This is a genomic window from Ruegeria sp. CDSC081 (assembly GCF_059610485.1).
Map to the genome: position 1 here is coordinate 393,068 of NZ_JBXWNS010000003.1, position 15,146 is coordinate 408,213.

The following is a 15,146-nucleotide window of genomic DNA, read 5'->3' on the forward strand; positions in this document are numbered from 1 at the left end:
ACTTTGCTGCCTAGCCAAAAGCGTGTTCACATTTTCGGTAATTTACCGACGCTATGATGCAAATCGGCTTTATCCTCGGGTGGATATCCGACAAAAGATGTGTGGAGCAATAGATTGGGATCATGGGCAAGCTACTGGATCGCTATATTCACCGCAAAGCACTGACGCGCTGGCAGCGGGACGCCCGGGCAGCGCCCGAGGCTGTGCTTTCTGAATTGCGGCAGCAGCGTGATGATGCACGTCGCTTGCGATCCGAGCTGGATGCGCTGATCCTTCAGGCCAACAGCCGCCTTACACGGCCTGTGGCGGGATCAACCCATTTCCCGAAACCGTTGGGCACCGACTGGAGCTGGAGGCCCGAGCTGTGGCGCTATCCTCAACCCCGCCCCGGTGTCGCCTCGGCCCCGCGTAAGGCTCGTATCAATGATGAGGCAACGCTGTTTCACGACTGTCCACGCCAGGAAATCAGCACGCGCCAAATCAGGAACACGCGCAAGCATGATCTGTCACCGTTCAGCTTGGCGGTCGAGGTTTTCGGGTTCGAGGGATCATTTCTCTCTCTCTCTATCGAGCTTCCACAAGAGGCTGTGCAAGAGCTGACGCGGCAGCATCTGATCCGAGTCGATTGCCATATTGAGGCCGAACGCCCACAGGAATTGTTCGCGCGGCTCAATATCCGACACGGCCCAAACGCCGAACAGGTTCTGCGCAAACTTGATCCCACTGGTCCTTCAAACAGCGTGGATTTTGATCTTGCACATTTACCACTGAATGAACGCCGCATGGACAAAGTCTGGCTGGATATCATTCTGGATAATCCTCGGATGAACCGGATAGTGTTGCAGGACCTGACCGTCTGTCGTCACCATCGCGCCGATTTATGAGAACCCTGCCATGACCGATCTGATACTCACATCACTGGGCCTGGAAAATGGCACCTGGATGGGCCACCTGCAGGCTGATACGCAGCCCGAGATCAGCGTGTCCTACCGTGGTGACGCGCTGGATGAGGTTCACCTGTCACCAGCCGACACCGGGTGGGAGCTTCGTGTACAGGTGCCTGATGTGGCCCTGTCTGACGGGGTCCACAGTTTTGTAATCTCAGATTCCGTTTCAGGGCTTAAACTGGGCGGGTTCTCGATCATTGCAGGAAACGCCGCCGCCGATGACCTGCGCGCCGAACTGGACCTGATACGAGCAGAGCTTGATATGCTAAAACGAGTCTTTCGCCGGTCTCAGTAGGCGGTAGAAGTGCGGACGAAGTGCGTGCCTATAATTCAGGCGTCATTGTCCGCATACGGTTGGCCATGACCCGATCACATCGAAGAATCATCAATTACCAATGAGGGTTGAAATTTTTCTTTCGGCAGGAGCTTGAAGCGCGTTTCGCCCATTGAGGCCCCAAGCATCCGGTCGCACCGAAATGTCCTTGGTTCGTTTCTCAGACGGTCGATCGCAACGACGTACCAAATGGGATACTTCAACAAGAGATACTGAGGCTCAATTTGCCGGTTGGAAATGACACCGTCTTCTCTTTGATATCGCAGCTCCAAGACCTTTTGATCGACGAATGCCTGATGAACCGCTTGCACAATCCTTTTTGGTGGGGCGCTCGCGCTGGCTTGAACATAAGTCGAAGCCGTGACGCCTATAAGAATACGGGACTTGAGCTGGTTCACCTTGTTGCGTTTCTCGGGTGAAAACGAGGCCACAAGCTGCCGCCTTACCGATGCCAAGTTCGCAAGCAACATTGGTGATTTCATCTGCTCTGCGACAGCAATGCTGATTAGCAGATCGACCGCCTCAGCGTATGTCAGGTTCATACGACCAACGCCCCAGTTGCGGTCGAGGCGCACACCTCCTCCACGACCGCGATCAGCGTCTATCTGCATGCCTTGGTCCCGCATAAGCACAAGGTCGCGGGCTATCGTGCGCATACTGACACCATGCTGTTGCGCCAAGTCTCTAACCGTACAATGGGCATCTTGCTTGAGTTGAACCGCAAGCAATTCCAATCGCCTCAGCCTGTTGTGCGTATTAGCCCGTGCCATGAATCAAATAAGACATAAAATGGCACATTAGTCGATATAGCTTGGGTCACTGAAACCAATGCCTGACGCAGGCCACTCACTTGCAGGAGCTAAATCGATGAAAATGAATTACTTTGTTGTCGGAACGAATGACATGGCAGCTGCAAGAACCTTCTACGACACACTGTTTTCGCAATCGGGTCTCCAAAGCATGTCGCCTTCAGAAAGAATGACTTACTGGCTTGGAAAGGATTTTGCCTTCGCCGTGGCCAAACCCTTCGACACGTTGCCGGCCACTAACGGTAATGGAACGATGGTTGGATTTTGCGTTGGTGGCGAAGCAGAAGTCAGAAGGCTGTACGCTTTAGCCACAGATCTCGGGGGTGATTGTGAGGGAGCCCCCAACCAACGAGGGCCAAAGTTCTCTGCATACGTTCGAGACCTGGATGGAAACAAGATGTGTTTTTCTGACTAGCTTTTCACAGAGCGGACGTTGGTTGGGAGACAACATAGGCGGCATCGGGCTCTAATCAGCCACCCTACCTCGATCGGCAGCGGCCCCATCAGGAAAAGGGCCGCCTGTCAGGCGGCCCGGTTTATTTATTGCGATGGCCCGTCCGGGTTGAAGGCTGACAGCCCCTTGAGGATGTCGATGGCATAGGCCAGCTGGTAATCCTCTTCCCGCAATTCGGCGGTGGCTTCGGCCTTGGCCCTATCTTCTTCGATCTGGCGGATTTCATCCTCGCTCAGGCTGTCATTGTTCAGACTGCCACGCAGATCAGCCTCGGAACGGGTGTTCCCATTGGCCTCTTCTTCCTCGGTCTCCGGGGCTGGGCGGGGCTGCTCAACGATGATGTCGGGGCTGACACCAAGCGCCTGAATAGACCGGCCCGACGGCGTGTAGTAGCGCGACGTGGTCAAACGCATCGCGCCATCGCTCCGCAGTGGCATGACAGTCTGGACCGAGCCTTTGCCGAAACTTTTGGTTCCCACAACGATTGCGCGGCGATGATCCTGCAGCGCGCCGGCTACAATCTCGGATGCTGAGGCGGACCCGCCATTGATCAGCACCACAATCGGCTTTCCTTCTGCCAGATCACCCACAGTTGCGTTGAAACGCTCACCATCGCTTGGATCGCGGCCACGGGTTGATACGATCTCACCCTCGTTTAGGAATGCGTCCGAAACCTTGATTGCCTGTGTCAGCAGACCACCGGGATTGTTGCGCAGGTCCAGAACGACACCATTCACCTTGTCGATCCCTCCGGCCTCTTCGATCTGCTCGGCCAGGCCTTCCTGCAAGTTGGGATAAGTTTGGTCGTTAAAGGTGGTCACACGCAGAACCACACTGGTCCCTTCGGTGCGCGCGCGTACTGCCGTCAGTTTGATTGTGTCGCGGATGATAGGCACGTCAAAAGGTTCCTGTTCACCCTCGCGGACAACGGTGATCACGATTTCCGAGCCCACCGGCCCGCGCATCAGATCGACCGCTTTGTCCAGGGTCAGGCCCAGTATGCTTTCGCCATCGACATGGGTGATGAAATCTCCGGCTTCGATCCCGGCCTCATCCGCAGGCGTATCATCGATCGGCGAGACAACTTTGACAAAGCCCTCTTCCTGCGTGACTTCGATACCCAGACCGCCAAACTCGCCACGGGTCTGGACCCGCATTTGTTCGGCATCATCCGGCGACAGATAGCTGGAATGCGGATCCAGCGAGGTCAGCATACCGTCAATGGCCGCTTCAATCAGGTCTTCGGGCTCAACCTCTTCGACATATTGCGCGCGGATGCGTTCGAAAATATCGCCAAACAGATCCAGCTGTTCATAGACACTAGCCTTGTTTTCGGCTTCTTGGGCAAGCAACGGACCGGCGATCTGCGTCGTAACAATCAGGCCTGCTATAGTTCCAGCCAAACCGGCCATCACAAATTTCTTCATACTCGTTTATCCATCCTTGTCGGTCCGAAACCACGATTCCGGGTCCACGGGGCTGTTATCCTGTCTTACCTCTATATAGAGCGTTTCTGACCGGTCAGTTCCAGTGCCATCACTGCTTGTTGACAAAATTGCGCCGATTTCCTTCGATTCTGCAGGCATCAATCCGACTGGCGTCCCCCGGGGAATCACCTGACCCGCTTCTCCATAGACCTCTTGTAGCCCGGAAAAGACAAATAGAAGCCCCGGTTGCGGCTCGAGGATCACCAGATTCCCCAACTCCAGTAGTGGCCCGCGATACCGTATCGTGGCCGCCGTTGGCGAGGTGACTATTGCGCGCGGTCGGGTGCCCAATACGATACCAGGGCGTTTGACACCGGCCGCATCGGTTTCATTTGCCCGGTGCAGGATGATGCCCTGCGTCGGCAGCGCAATCTGACCCTTGATACTTGATATATCCGCATCCGTTTCGGCGATTTGCCCTTCGGAGATCTGGGAAAGCCCGCTGGCAAAACCGTCAAGCGTTTCAGTCGATGAGATCAGGATAGCAGTGCGGATCGGGTCCTCGACAAAGCGCCGCGGCAAATCCGTTCGGTCTGCGATGGCGGTGCTGAGCTGGGTGCGGGCATTCTGAACGCCCGTCAAGCCCTCGACCAAGGTTTCCGAGGCGCTTTGCTGCAGCAATCGAAGCGTGCGCACTTCCTGAAGATCACGCGCAAGAGACTGCGCTTTTGCGTTCAGGCCCGGCGTAACCTCGGACAGCATCATACCGGCCCGGGCCGAGCCCAACGGCCCTGACGGGTGTAGCATCAGAACCGGAGGCGCCGTGGTTTCGATCGTTTGCAATACGCCCAACAGCTGTGCCACATCCTTTTCCCGACTGCGCAATTCGGCTGTTAGCTGGGCTTCGCGTGTTGCCGCCCGTCGTAGGCCATCGCGCATGGCCGACAGACCCGCCTCATACGCCTGTATGGTTTCGGTCAGGGCACGGACCCGGTCGCGGGCGCTTTCGGCCTCGGTCAACGATACTGATGCCTGCTCAAGCATCTGCGCTGCATTCAATGCGGCGGTCGCGGGGTCGGTCTGGGCAACCGCCCTGGATGCAAAGAAAATCGCCAGAAGCAGCGCACGAAGCGTCATGAAAGCAGGCTCTTTCCAGTCATTTCAGGGGGCTGATCCAACGCCATCAGTTCCAGCAGTGTGGGCGCCAGATCGGACAGGCGACCATCTCGCAAGGATACCCCTGCTGGTCCCCCGACCAACGCCACGGGCACGGGGTTCAGCGTATGGGCTGTATGCGGCCCACCGGTTTCGGGATCGACCATCATCTCGCAATTTCCATGATCGGCCGTTACAATCATTGCGCCCCCCACTTTTTCCAACGCGGCGACGACTTGCGCCAGCCCTTGATCCACAGCCTCACAGGCGCGGATTGCCGCTTGCAGGTCGCCGGTATGCCCAACCATATCCGGATTGGCATAATTGGTTATGATCAGATCATAGCCCGCCCCGATGGCTTCTACGAATTTTGCGGTTACTTCGGCCGATGACATTTCGGGTTGCAGGTCGTAGGTCGCCACTTTGGGTGATTTCGGCATAAAGCGGTCTTCGTTCGCCTCGGGCGTTTCCTTGCCGCCATTGAGGAAGAAGGTCACATGCGGGTATTTCTCGGTCTCGGCCAGTCGGAACTGGCTGAGCCCATGTTTCGCCACCCACTCACCCAGCGTATTCACGATGTCACGCTTGGGGAAAACAGTGGTCATATAGGCGCTGTGCCCGACGGAATATTCGACCATGCCCAGCAGGGCTGAAAGCTGTGGACGCGAGCCGGTGTCGAAATCATCAAAGCCGGGTTCGCCAATCGCCCGCAGAATCTCGCGGGCCCGGTCGGCGCGGAAGTTGAGGCAGAAGAACCCATCTCCGTCTTTGATGCCGTGATAGCCGTCGAGGACGGTCGGGACGATAAATTCGTCCGTTTCCGACTGCTGATAGGCCTGATCCACGGCATTGCGCGCCGAAACAGCGCTGCGCCCTTGCCCCTTGATCATTGCACCATAGGCTTCGCTAACACGTTCCCATCGGTTGTCGCGGTCCATGGCAAAATAGCGCCCGCAGACCGAGGCAACACGGGCGCCGTCGGGCAAGCGCTCCTCAAGCTCTGTGATATAGGTCAGCGCTGATTTCGGGGCCACATCCCGGCCATCCGTAACCGCGTGCAAGGCAACGGGCACACCAGCATCCGTTATCGCCTTTGCCGCAGCAATGATATGGCTCAGGTGGCCATGCACTCCCCCGTCCGAGACCACGCCCAACAGATGTGCGGTGCCACCTGCAGCCTTTACCTTACCGATAAAGTTCTGCAGCGCGGAGTTGGCAAAGAAAGAACCGTCCTCAATCGCCAGATCAATCTGGCCCAAATCCATCGCAACAACGCGGCCAGCCCCAATATTTGTGTGACCGACTTCGGAATTGCCCATCTGACCACTTGGCAGACCAACATCCGGACCATGCGTGATCAGCTTGGCATGCGGACCGTTTGCCATGATCGCATCGAATGTCGGCGTATCGGCAAGGTAAGGCGCATTGGCTCCGGTGTCCTCGGACAGGCCCCAGCCATCAAGAATACACAGGACGACGGGTTTCGGGGCGGTCATTTCGGCTCTCCGGGTTTGCTGCTCTTGGTTGGTCTTGTATCGCCTGCCCCGCGCAGGGTGAACCGCCTTTTGCCCTGATCAGGTCAGAATTCATGTTACAAAGGCTATTCCTTGCCGGTATGGTCCAGATAGGGGCGCGTTTTGCGGCCTCTGTATTTCACGGTCAAATCCAGTGGCGCGTCGTTTTCGTCATAGATTCCAATAACCACCCCTCTGCCCCGACTATTGGTGCGCATTTCGATCAGTTGCTGTTCGGAACGTGTTGTGCGCTGCGACGGGCGACGCGCCCAAGTGAACAGATGGTCATACATCTTGGCGATGATATCTGCGTGTTCAGCACTGTTGCCAAGGTCGGTTAGTTCATTCGGGTCGTTTTCAAGATCGAACAGCAGTGGCCGATGCCCGCCTTCGCAATGGATCAGCTTCCAATTCTTGTTGGCCACCATGAACATCACTGCATCCCGAACCGAGGCATTCAGCTTTTCCGCCATGGGCGAGGCGGAATAGTCATACTCACTGACTACCACATCCCGAGGTGTCTCGACCTGATGGCCACGCAAGATCGGCAACAAGGAGTGACCTTCCAGAATGTGACCCGACGCTTCGCCTCCGGCTATGTCCAAGAATGTTGGGGCAAGGTCGATGGACTCGACCAGCGCGTCGCTGACAGTGCCACGGGTCGCCTCAGCCTCGGGGGATGGGTCATAGATGATCAACGGCACCTTGACCGATGCGTCCTGAAAAAAGGTCTTCTCACCCATCCAGTGATCGCCCAGAAAATCCCCGTGGTCCGAGGTTAACACGATCATCGTGTCCTCCATCCGGCCCGTCTTTTCCAGCCATGCGAACAGCCGGCCCATCTGGTCGTCGGCCTGCTTGATCAGACCCATATAAGCGGGGATCACGGCGTCGCGCACATCCTGCCGCGAGAACGCCTCGCCAACCTTGGTGTCCATGAATGCCCGGAGCACCGGATGCGCTTTCTGGCGTTCCGCCTCAGACCGGACCACGGGCAGGATATGTTTCGGTCCGTACATTGAGGCATAGGGTTCCGGCACGACATAGGGCCAGTGCGGTTTGATAAAGCTCAGGTGGCAACACCAGGGGCCGTCATGGGTTTCCACGAATTCGATCCCCCGCCCAGTCAGATAGGGCGTTTCGCTGTCTTCCTCGGCAATATTCGCCGGTTGGGACGAGTTCTTGAGAAACCAGCCCGACAGAACATTGCCCTCAGCGTCGAGACCTGAATTGGCGAAGTCATGCCAGGGGTTGTCACTGTCATATCCTTTGGCCGATAGGTATTTGTTGTATTCCTTGGCCCCGTCCGGGTCATAATACCCATCCGGCCCTTCGGGCAGCATTCCGTCATCACGCTCGAACACATCGAACCCGCATTCGGCCACGCGGGCACCGATCAGACTGTCCGGTTCCAGCCCCAACCGCGCCATGCCTTCGGCATCCGCGCGCATATGGGTCTTGCCCACCAGCCAACAGTCCATCCCAGCCTTGCGCAGATGATCACCCATGGTCATCTCACCCACTTTCAGCGGGATTCCATTCCAAGAAGCCCCATGCGAATGCACATAGCGCCCGGTATAGGTCGACATACGGGAGGAACCGCAAATAGGAGACTGGATATAGGCCCTGTCGAACCGCACACCACGCGCTGCCAGGCGGTCTATGTTGGGGGTGTGCAGATGCGGATGTCCGTAACAGCTCAGATAGTCCCAGCGCAGCTGGTCGAACATGATGAACAGGATGTTTCTTGCTTTGGCCAAATCTGCGCCCCCGTTATTCAGGGACCTGCTTAGCCAATTCCAACCGCCAAACGAAGCGCTAAGTTATTAGGCCTGCCGTTCCATCTGCTCAAGCATCTTTTGGGCGCGTTTGCACTGAAGCTTGTCGCGCAAGGGGCTGTTAGGGTCCACGTCCTTTTGGCAGACCACACATTTATCCGCACCCGAGATCGCATTCAGGCCACCGCAGCTGCCCTTGATGGTCTTACCCATCAACATTACACCCAGCGACATGCCAACCATGATGATCAGCAGCAGAATGAAGGCCAGAATAAAAGTGCTCATCTCAGCTCAACCCGTCAGTTGGTGCCCAACGCCTCTTTGAACGCTGTGCTGTGTACCGTGATATAGGCATCCTCACCGCCTGTCACATCCCGCGAGATGAAATACACGGCAAGTTTATGCGTCTCGGCAAGTTTCAAACCCTTTTCCTGACCCAAGGCCAACATCGCTGTCGCCCAAGCATCTGCCATCATAGCATTTTCGGCCAGTACCGTGACCGAAGTGGTCCGATGCGTGATCGGGCGGCCAGTAGTTGGGTCAATGATATGCGAATACCGCACACCATCTTGTTCAAAGAAATTCTTGTAATCGCCGGATGTCGCCATACCCAGATCATCAAGTTGTACGATCAACTGCAGATTCTGCGCATCGGCCTGGGGTTTTTCGATCCCGATCCGCCAAGTCTCACCCTTATCGTTATCGCCTCTTGTGACCAGATCGCCGCCTATCTCGACCATATAGTCTTCAATCCCAGCCGTGCGCAGCGTTTCGGCCACGGCGTCGATGCCATACCCCTTGGCAATGGCGGACAGGTTAATGCCGACTCCGGCATCGGCCTTCGCCAAAGTTCCGGCATCGCGATCCAGTTGCAGCAATCTGGCCTGTCCGACCTTGCCCAAAGCCGCCTGGATGTCAGCATCTGCGGGCACCGGATCTTCCGGTTTGCGCGGACCAAAGCCCCAAAGCTCGATCAGCGGGCCGAGAGTCACGTCGAATGTACCCCCGGATTTCTCGTGCACATCATTCGCGGCATCAAGCACCAGCGCAAATTCATCCGAAACGGCTACAGGTTCAGTGCTGCCCGAGTCCGAGAAGGTCGAAACCTCGGAATTCGGGTCCCAGTTCGACATCTTTGCGTTAACTTCGGCCAGTGTCTGTTCGACCGCACCCGCCAGCGCTTCTTCATCAACATCGACACCGATGGCCGTGATGTTGAATGTCGTCCCCATCGTTTCGCCTGACAGACGTACCACCTCGGGCTCTTTGTCGAACAAGCAGCCGGAAATAAGTGTGGCGACAGCCAGGACTGGCAAGAAACGCATATGGGTCCCTCCTGAGGAAAAGCGTGCCCGGCATATGACAGCGGCCCCAATCAGAGTCAAACCTGCATCAGGCTTTCAGCGGCAGGAAGCCTAGCGCCAACAAACCGATTCCGGCGGGCACCCCGAACAGCCATGCTTTCTTCTGCCATCCCGGAGCCTGTTGTTTCCAGGTCATGCGAAAATTATGGCCACAAACGACAACCGCAAAAAATATCAGCGCGGCAACAGGGGGGGTCAGATAAAAGTTGGACAACGGGCCGGATTTCCTTGGTTTTTGGCAGTTTTCCCCGGTTAGGGCATTTGTACCCTATACAGGTCATATGGCTGCGGTAAGGTGAAAAGCAAAGCAAGAGGAGATTGCCCATGGCCCCAAGCTCTTACCAGCCACCGACACGCGGCGACAAGGCCGCGGCTGCCTCGCATAGCCAGTCGGTTGAATCGAACCTTTCTCATACACAGACAACAGTCGAAAAGCTGCTTGTTGGCAAAGGGGACGCGGTTTTTACCGTGCGCCCGAAAGACACAATTCATTCGGTGGTGAATATCCTCAAGGAAAAGCGGATCGGCGCTGTGGTGGTGACAGATCAGAATGGTACGCTTCAGGGTATCCTGTCCGAGCGTGATATTGTGCGCCGTATGGCCGATACTCCCGGCCAGACCCTGCCCCAATCTGTCGAAGATCTGATGACCCGCAGTGTACAGACCTGCGCGCCCGAGGATCTGTTGAACGATGTGCTGAAAACCATGACAGAGGGGCGCTTTCGCCACATGCCCGTCCTCAGCGATGGCCATCTTCGTGGCGTGATCACGATCGGTGATGTCGTGCATTTCCGCCTCAAAGAGCTGGAGTATGAAGCCCTTCGCATGAAGCAGATGATCGTCGGTTGACAGCTATTCCGGCTGCTCGTTGGTTGCGATGAACCGGACCTCGCCGGCGCGAATATCAGTGGCGGTCAACCTGCCACTGAAGAAGGCGCCGGTGTCGATCGAAACAACGCCATTCTCAGCGCGGGGCTCTGACGTGATCGTATGACCATGGACAACCCACTGGCCATCTTCCCGCATCTGCCGTGAGAAATTCGGATGGCCCCACAGGCGGACTTGGCGTGTCTGCTCATCCAATGGCTTGCCTGGGTCCAGCCCTGCATGCACCACGGTGACATTGCCGCTGGTCCAGGTCAGGGGACGGTCGTGCAGCCATGACAGCAAATCTTCTCCCATTGCGCGTCGCAATCTGTCAGCCACCGAGACAGCATCCGCACCAACCGTGTCTTCATCCACACCGGTAATTCCAAATGAGGCGAGCGTCTGCAGACCACCGTTTTGCAGCCAAAGCCTGCCGACCCGTTTTGGGTCATGGGTGAACCGCAACAGCATCTCCTCGTGATTACCCAGCAGGCAAATGAAATCGTTGCCCCGGACCCGGCTAAGGTGCCGTAACTGGTGCAGCACTTGGGCGCTGTAATTGCCACGATCAATGTAGTCCCCGACAAAGATCGTGGGGCAATCTGGATCCAGCCTTGCCAGCAAAGTCTGCAACAGATCCAATCGCCCGTGGATATCCCCAACGGCATAAAACCTCTGGTCAGGCGCGATGTCAGAAACTGAATTCTGTGCCGCCTGAGGTTTTTTCCACCTGGTTTTGATCCAATCCCACACCATCGCAATTTCCTACCCTGACTGGCGGGCAACAACAATCCGCAAGTGAATTCGGGTTCCGGATTGCCCCAATGGCGCGGTTTGTGGGAAAATCCCCTTGACCTTAAGGGGCTGAAAGTATCCCTGATGTTTCAAACGGTTTTGGTTTGGGTCGAGGGTTAAATGAAGCGCGTATTAGTCACAGGCACAGCAGGGTTCATCGGTTTTCACCTGGCAAAACTACTACTGGCCGAGGGGTTTCAGGTTCACGGCTACGATGGGATGACGGATTATTACGACGTCTCGCTCAAGCAGCGCCGCCATCAGATGCTCTTGCAATCCCCTGGGTTTTCCGCAACCGAGGATCTTTTGGAAAACTACGACCAGCTTGCAAAGGTCGCCGAAGAATTCCAGCCCGAAGTGATCGTGCATCTCGCGGCGCAGGCTGGTGTCCGCTATAGCCTTGAGGACCCGCGCAGCTATATCAATTCCAACGTGGTCGGCACGTTCAACGTCATGGAAATCGCGCGCGAGCATAAGGTAGACCATCTTCTGATGGCTTCGACATCCTCGGTTTATGGCGCCAACGAGGTCATGCCCTTTACTGAGGTCGAAAAGGCCGACACACCGCTGACGATTTACGCCGCAACCAAAAAGGCAAACGAGGCGATGGGCCATTCCTATGCCCATTTGTGGAACTTGCCCACGACCATGTTCCGGTTCTTCACCGTTTACGGCACATGGGGGCGACCCGATCTGGCACTCTATAAATTCGTGGATGCAATTCTGGATGACCGCCCGATCGATATCTATAACCACGGCGACATGTATCGGGATTTCACCAATGTCGAAGACCTTGTCCGCGGTATCCGACTGCTGATCGACGTCCCTCCGGTGCGGCCGGACAGCGCAGATGAGATTGAAGAAGGTGACAGCCTGTCGCCGGCGGCGCCCTGGCGCGTGGTGAATATCGGCAATGGCGACAAAGTGCGGCTGATGGATTTTATCGAAGCCATTGAGGAAGCTATCGGCAAGAAAGCCATCCGCAATTACATGCCTATGCAGATGGGTGATGTTCCTGCCACTTGGGCGAATAGTGATCTGCTGCAAAAGCTGACCGGCTATCGTCCGCAGACAAATTTCAAAGATGGAATCGCCCAGTTTGTCGAATGGTTCCGCGACTATCATGGTAAGTGACGCATATGCTTGAAACCGACCCCAATTCCCGAAAGATTGCTGTGATCGGGCTGGGTTATGTCGGCCTGCCCCTGGCCGTGGCCTTCGGCAAAATTGGCAAGGTGATCGGATTTGACATCAATGCGGCGCGGGTCGAGGCACTACGCGCTGGCGTAGATGCAACGCATGAGGTTGAGCCACATGACCTGAGCGCGGCGGGCGGCCTGAAATTCACAACCAACCCCTCGGAGATTGCCGATTGCGATACCTATGTTGTAACCGTCCCCACGCCGATCACCGCAGGTAAGCAGCCTGATTTAGCCCCCCTTCTGGCCGCGTCGGAAACAGTTGGCCACGTATTGAAACCCGGTGATTTGGTGATCTACGAATCCACCGTCTATCCCGGCGCAACCGAAGAAGATTGCGTTCCGGTGCTGGAACGCGCCTCGGGCCTGACCTTCAACACGGATTTCTTTGCAGGCTACAGCCCCGAGCGGATCAACCCCGGTGACAAGACCCACCGCATCGCGGACATCTGCAAAGTCACCGCTGGTTCAACCCCGCAGGTCGCTGATCTGGTTGACGCGCTCTATGCCCGGATCATCACCGCTGGAACCTACAAGGCTGAAAGCATCCGCGTGGCTGAGGCCGCGAAGGTGATCGAAAACACCCAGCGCGATCTGAATATTGCGCTGGTGAATGAGTTGGCAATGATTTTTGGGCGCATGGGAATAGATACCGAGGCAGTGTTGCGCGCAGCCGGAACCAAGTGGAACTTCCTGCCCTTCCGCCCCGGTCTGGTCGGCGGGCATTGTATCGGCGTGGACCCTTACTACCTGACGCACAAGGCCGAGGCCGTGGGCCACCACCCGCAGATCATCCTTGCAGGGCGGCGCCTGAATGACAGGATGGGCAGCTATGTAGTGTCGCAACTGGTCAAACGTATGACCCGTTGCGGTATCAATGTTGGCGCCGCCCGTGTTCTGGTGATGGGCCTGACGTTCAAGGAAAACTGCCCCGACCTACGCAACACCCGTGTCGTCGACATTATCGAAGAATTGCAAAGCTATGGCATCAGCGTCGATGTCCACGACCCTCATGCCGACCCCAAAGCTGCGCAAGAAGAATACGACCTGGACCTGATCGACCAACCTGAGCCAGGGCTCTATGATGGGGTCGTCCTGGCCGTCGCGCATGCGGAATATCGGGCACTCGATCCTTTGCAGTTTCGAGCCTATGGCAAAGAAAACAGCGTAGTCTTCGACATCAAATCCTGCCTGCCACGCGAGGCAAGCGACCTGCGCCTGTAATCGAACCAAAAGACCTAAAATGAAACCGGCGCCACAGGGCGCCGGATAACTGATTACCCGCCGAAATCGTCGAGCATGATATCTTCGCGGTCCACACCCAGATCCAGCAGCATGTTGATGACCGACTGGTTCATGATCGGCGGTCCGCACATGTAGAACTCGCAATCCTCGGGTGCCGGGTGGTCCTTGAGGTATTCGTCGAACAGAACGTTATGGATAAAGCCGGTATAGCCTTTCCAGTCATCCTCGGGCTGGGCATCCGACAGGGCGACATGCCATTCGAAATTGTCGAACTCTTCCGCGAGGCTGTCGAAATCCTCGACAAAGAACATCTCTTTCTTGGACCGGGCACCGTACCAGAAGGTGATCTTACGGTCGCGATTCTCAAGCCGTTTGAGCTGGTCGAAAATATGGCTGCGCATGGGCGCCATACCAGCACCACCACCGATGAAGACCATCTCTCTTCCGGTCTCGCGGGCGAAGAATTCACCGAATGGACCCGAGATCGTGACCTTGTCACCCGGTTTCAGGTTGAAGATATACGACGACATCTGGCCCGCCGGTATCCCTTCGGAACCCGGAGGCGGTGAGGCAACCCGGACGTTCAGCATGATCATGCCCTTTTCGTCCGGATAGTTGGCCATGGAATAGGCGCGTTCGATGGGTTCGGCAACGACCGAGTCGTATTGCCACAGATTGAAGCGATCCCAATCTTCGCGATATTCCTCCTCGACATCGAAATCAGTGTATTTCAGCGCATGGGCGGGGGCTTCGATCTGGATATAGCCACCAGCGCGGAAATTCACATCCTCACCTTCGGGCAGGTCCAGCGTCAGCGCTTTGATAAAGGTGGCAACGTTTTCGTTCGACCGAACCGTGCATTCCCATTTCTTGACGCCAAAGACCTCTTCGGGGACCTCGATATCCATGTCTTGTTTAACTGCAACCTGACAAGACAGACGGTCGCCACAAGCGGCCTCGCGCTTGGTGATATGGCTTTCTTCGGTCGGCAGGATCGAGCCACCGCCGGAATGGACGCGTACGCGGCATTGTGCGCAGGTCCCGCCGCCGCCACAGGCCGATGGCACGAACAGTTTCTCGGCCGCCAAAGTTTGCAGCAATTTGCCGCCGGCGGGCACGGACACAGTTTTCTCACCATTGATGGTGATGTTGACATTGCCTGTCGACACCAGCCGGGACCGTGCAGCCATGATAAGGGCGACAAGCGCCAATACGATCAGCGTGAAGAGAATGACGCCAAGGCTAAAGGTTTCCATTG

General features: G+C 56.5%; 15 protein-coding genes. 6 read left to right on the plus strand and 9 right to left on the minus strand.

The window, feature by feature from the left end; translation table 11 throughout:
* Nucleotides 1–122 precede the first annotated feature (122 nt).
* Nucleotides 123–884 (plus strand): DUF6478 family protein, encoded by a 762-nt coding sequence (locus AC2FH9_RS07385; protein ID WP_496871170.1) that lies wholly within the window; start codon nt 123–125, stop codon nt 882–884.
* A 10-nt stretch (nt 885–894) separates the two neighbouring features.
* On the plus strand, nt 895–1,242 hold the full coding sequence (locus AC2FH9_RS07390; RefSeq protein WP_496786289.1) for a hypothetical protein: 348 nt from the start codon (nt 895–897) through the stop codon (nt 1,240–1,242).
* Between the two features lie 74 nt (nt 1,243–1,316).
* On the opposite strand, the gene AC2FH9_RS07395 is transcribed toward AC2FH9_RS07390, so the two are convergent.
* On the minus strand, nt 1,317–2,015 hold the full coding sequence (locus AC2FH9_RS07395; RefSeq protein WP_496813706.1) for a helix-turn-helix transcriptional regulator: 699 nt from the start codon (nt 2,013–2,015) through the stop codon (nt 1,317–1,319).
* A 133-nt stretch (nt 2,016–2,148) separates the two neighbouring features.
* Here AC2FH9_RS07395 and AC2FH9_RS07400 point away from each other — a divergent pair, with 133 nt between their 5' ends.
* Nucleotides 2,149–2,505: a VOC family protein gene (locus AC2FH9_RS07400; RefSeq protein ID WP_496871171.1), complete on the plus strand. Its 357-nt coding sequence runs from the start codon at nt 2,149–2,151 to the stop codon at nt 2,503–2,505.
* 125 nt (nt 2,506–2,630) lie between these two features.
* Here AC2FH9_RS07400 and AC2FH9_RS07405 read toward each other — a convergent pair whose 3' ends face one another.
* The 6 genes from AC2FH9_RS07405 to AC2FH9_RS07430 all read right to left on the minus strand — a co-directional run bounded on the left by AC2FH9_RS07405 (nt 2,631) and on the right by AC2FH9_RS07430 (nt 9,743).
* Nucleotides 2,631–3,971, minus strand: coding sequence for a S41 family peptidase (locus AC2FH9_RS07405; protein ID WP_142636359.1), 1,341 nt, complete (start codon nt 3,969–3,971; stop codon nt 2,631–2,633).
* Nucleotides 3,972–3,977: 6 nt separating this feature from the next.
* A complete protein-coding gene (locus tag AC2FH9_RS07410) occupies nt 3,978–5,108 on the minus strand; it encodes a murein hydrolase activator EnvC family protein (RefSeq protein ID WP_281972910.1) in 1,131 nt (376 codons plus the stop codon).
* Nucleotides 5,105–6,622 (minus strand): 2,3-bisphosphoglycerate-independent phosphoglycerate mutase, encoded by a 1,518-nt coding sequence (gene gpmI / locus AC2FH9_RS07415; protein WP_496871172.1) that lies wholly within the window; start codon nt 6,620–6,622, stop codon nt 5,105–5,107. The genes AC2FH9_RS07410 and gpmI overlap by 4 nt, the downstream gene beginning before the upstream one ends.
* Before the next feature lie 104 nt (nt 6,623–6,726).
* Nucleotides 6,727–8,400: a sulfatase-like hydrolase/transferase gene (locus AC2FH9_RS07420; RefSeq protein ID WP_496871173.1), complete on the minus strand. Its 1,674-nt coding sequence runs from the start codon at nt 8,398–8,400 to the stop codon at nt 6,727–6,729.
* 66 nt (nt 8,401–8,466) lie between these two features.
* Entirely contained in the window at nt 8,467–8,703 is a 237-nt protein-coding gene (nqrM, locus tag AC2FH9_RS07425; protein WP_271948901.1) for a (Na+)-NQR maturation NqrM, read from the minus strand.
* Nucleotides 8,704–8,717: 14 nt separating this feature from the next.
* The gene (locus tag AC2FH9_RS07430; RefSeq protein WP_281972907.1) at nt 8,718–9,743 is read right to left on the minus strand and encodes an FAD:protein FMN transferase; all 1,026 of its coding nucleotides are present in this window, start codon (nt 9,741–9,743) and stop codon (nt 8,718–8,720) included.
* A gap of 363 nt (nt 9,744–10,106) precedes the next feature.
* On the opposite strand from AC2FH9_RS07430, the gene AC2FH9_RS07435 reads away from it, so the two are divergent.
* Nucleotides 10,107–10,631 (plus strand): CBS domain-containing protein, encoded by a 525-nt coding sequence (locus tag AC2FH9_RS07435; protein ID WP_271948907.1) that lies wholly within the window; start codon nt 10,107–10,109, stop codon nt 10,629–10,631.
* A 3-nt stretch (nt 10,632–10,634) separates the two neighbouring features.
* On the opposite strand, the gene AC2FH9_RS07440 is transcribed toward AC2FH9_RS07435, so the two are convergent.
* On the minus strand, nt 10,635–11,405 hold the full coding sequence (locus tag AC2FH9_RS07440; RefSeq protein WP_496713631.1) for a metallophosphoesterase family protein: 771 nt from the start codon (nt 11,403–11,405) through the stop codon (nt 10,635–10,637).
* 159 nt (nt 11,406–11,564) lie between these two features.
* Here AC2FH9_RS07440 and AC2FH9_RS07445 point away from each other — a divergent pair, with 159 nt between their 5' ends.
* Entirely contained in the window at nt 11,565–12,578 is a 1,014-nt protein-coding gene (locus AC2FH9_RS07445; protein ID WP_271948911.1) for a GDP-mannose 4,6-dehydratase, read from the plus strand.
* 5 nt (nt 12,579–12,583) lie between these two features.
* Nucleotides 12,584–13,867 (plus strand): Vi polysaccharide biosynthesis UDP-N-acetylglucosamine C-6 dehydrogenase TviB, encoded by a 1,284-nt coding sequence (gene tviB / locus AC2FH9_RS07450; RefSeq protein ID WP_496696970.1) that lies wholly within the window; start codon nt 12,584–12,586, stop codon nt 13,865–13,867.
* A gap of 53 nt (nt 13,868–13,920) precedes the next feature.
* On the opposite strand, the gene nqrF is transcribed toward tviB, so the two are convergent.
* Nucleotides 13,921–15,144 carry an NADH:ubiquinone reductase (Na(+)-transporting) subunit F gene (gene nqrF, locus AC2FH9_RS07455; RefSeq protein WP_142636376.1) on the minus strand — a complete coding sequence of 408 codons (1,224 nt, stop codon included), beginning with the start codon at nt 15,142–15,144 and terminating at the stop codon, nt 13,921–13,923.
* Nucleotides 15,145–15,146 lie beyond the last annotated feature (2 nt).

Excerpts from the sequence above, each read along its gene's own strand:
- AC2FH9_RS07385 (WP_496871170.1), top strand. The coding sequence starts at position 123 with ATGGGCAAGCTACTGGATCGCTATATTCACCGCAAAGCACTGACGCGC.
- AC2FH9_RS07390 (WP_496786289.1), top strand. The coding sequence starts at position 895 with ATGACCGATCTGATACTCACATCACTGGGCCTGGAAAATGGCACCTGG.
- AC2FH9_RS07400 (WP_496871171.1), top strand. The coding sequence starts at position 2,149 with ATGAAAATGAATTACTTTGTTGTCGGAACGAATGACATGGCAGCTGCA.
- AC2FH9_RS07405 (WP_142636359.1), bottom strand. The coding sequence starts at position 3,971 with ATGAAGAAATTTGTGATGGCCGGTTTGGCTGGAACTATAGCAGGCCTG.
- AC2FH9_RS07410 (WP_281972910.1), bottom strand. The coding sequence starts at position 5,108 with ATGACGCTTCGTGCGCTGCTTCTGGCGATTTTCTTTGCATCCAGGGCG.
- gpmI (WP_496871172.1), bottom strand. The coding sequence starts at position 6,622 with ATGACCGCCCCGAAACCCGTCGTCCTGTGTATTCTTGATGGCTGGGGC.
- nqrM (WP_271948901.1), bottom strand. The coding sequence starts at position 8,703 with ATGAGCACTTTTATTCTGGCCTTCATTCTGCTGCTGATCATCATGGTT.
- AC2FH9_RS07430 (WP_281972907.1), bottom strand. The coding sequence starts at position 9,743 with ATGCGTTTCTTGCCAGTCCTGGCTGTCGCCACACTTATTTCCGGCTGC.
- AC2FH9_RS07435 (WP_271948907.1), top strand. The coding sequence starts at position 10,107 with ATGGCCCCAAGCTCTTACCAGCCACCGACACGCGGCGACAAGGCCGCG.
- AC2FH9_RS07440 (WP_496713631.1), bottom strand. The coding sequence starts at position 11,405 with ATGGTGTGGGATTGGATCAAAACCAGGTGGAAAAAACCTCAGGCGGCA.
- AC2FH9_RS07445 (WP_271948911.1), top strand. The coding sequence starts at position 11,565 with ATGAAGCGCGTATTAGTCACAGGCACAGCAGGGTTCATCGGTTTTCAC.
- tviB (WP_496696970.1), top strand. The coding sequence starts at position 12,584 with ATGCTTGAAACCGACCCCAATTCCCGAAAGATTGCTGTGATCGGGCTG.
- nqrF (WP_142636376.1), bottom strand. The coding sequence starts at position 15,144 with ATGGAAACCTTTAGCCTTGGCGTCATTCTCTTCACGCTGATCGTATTG.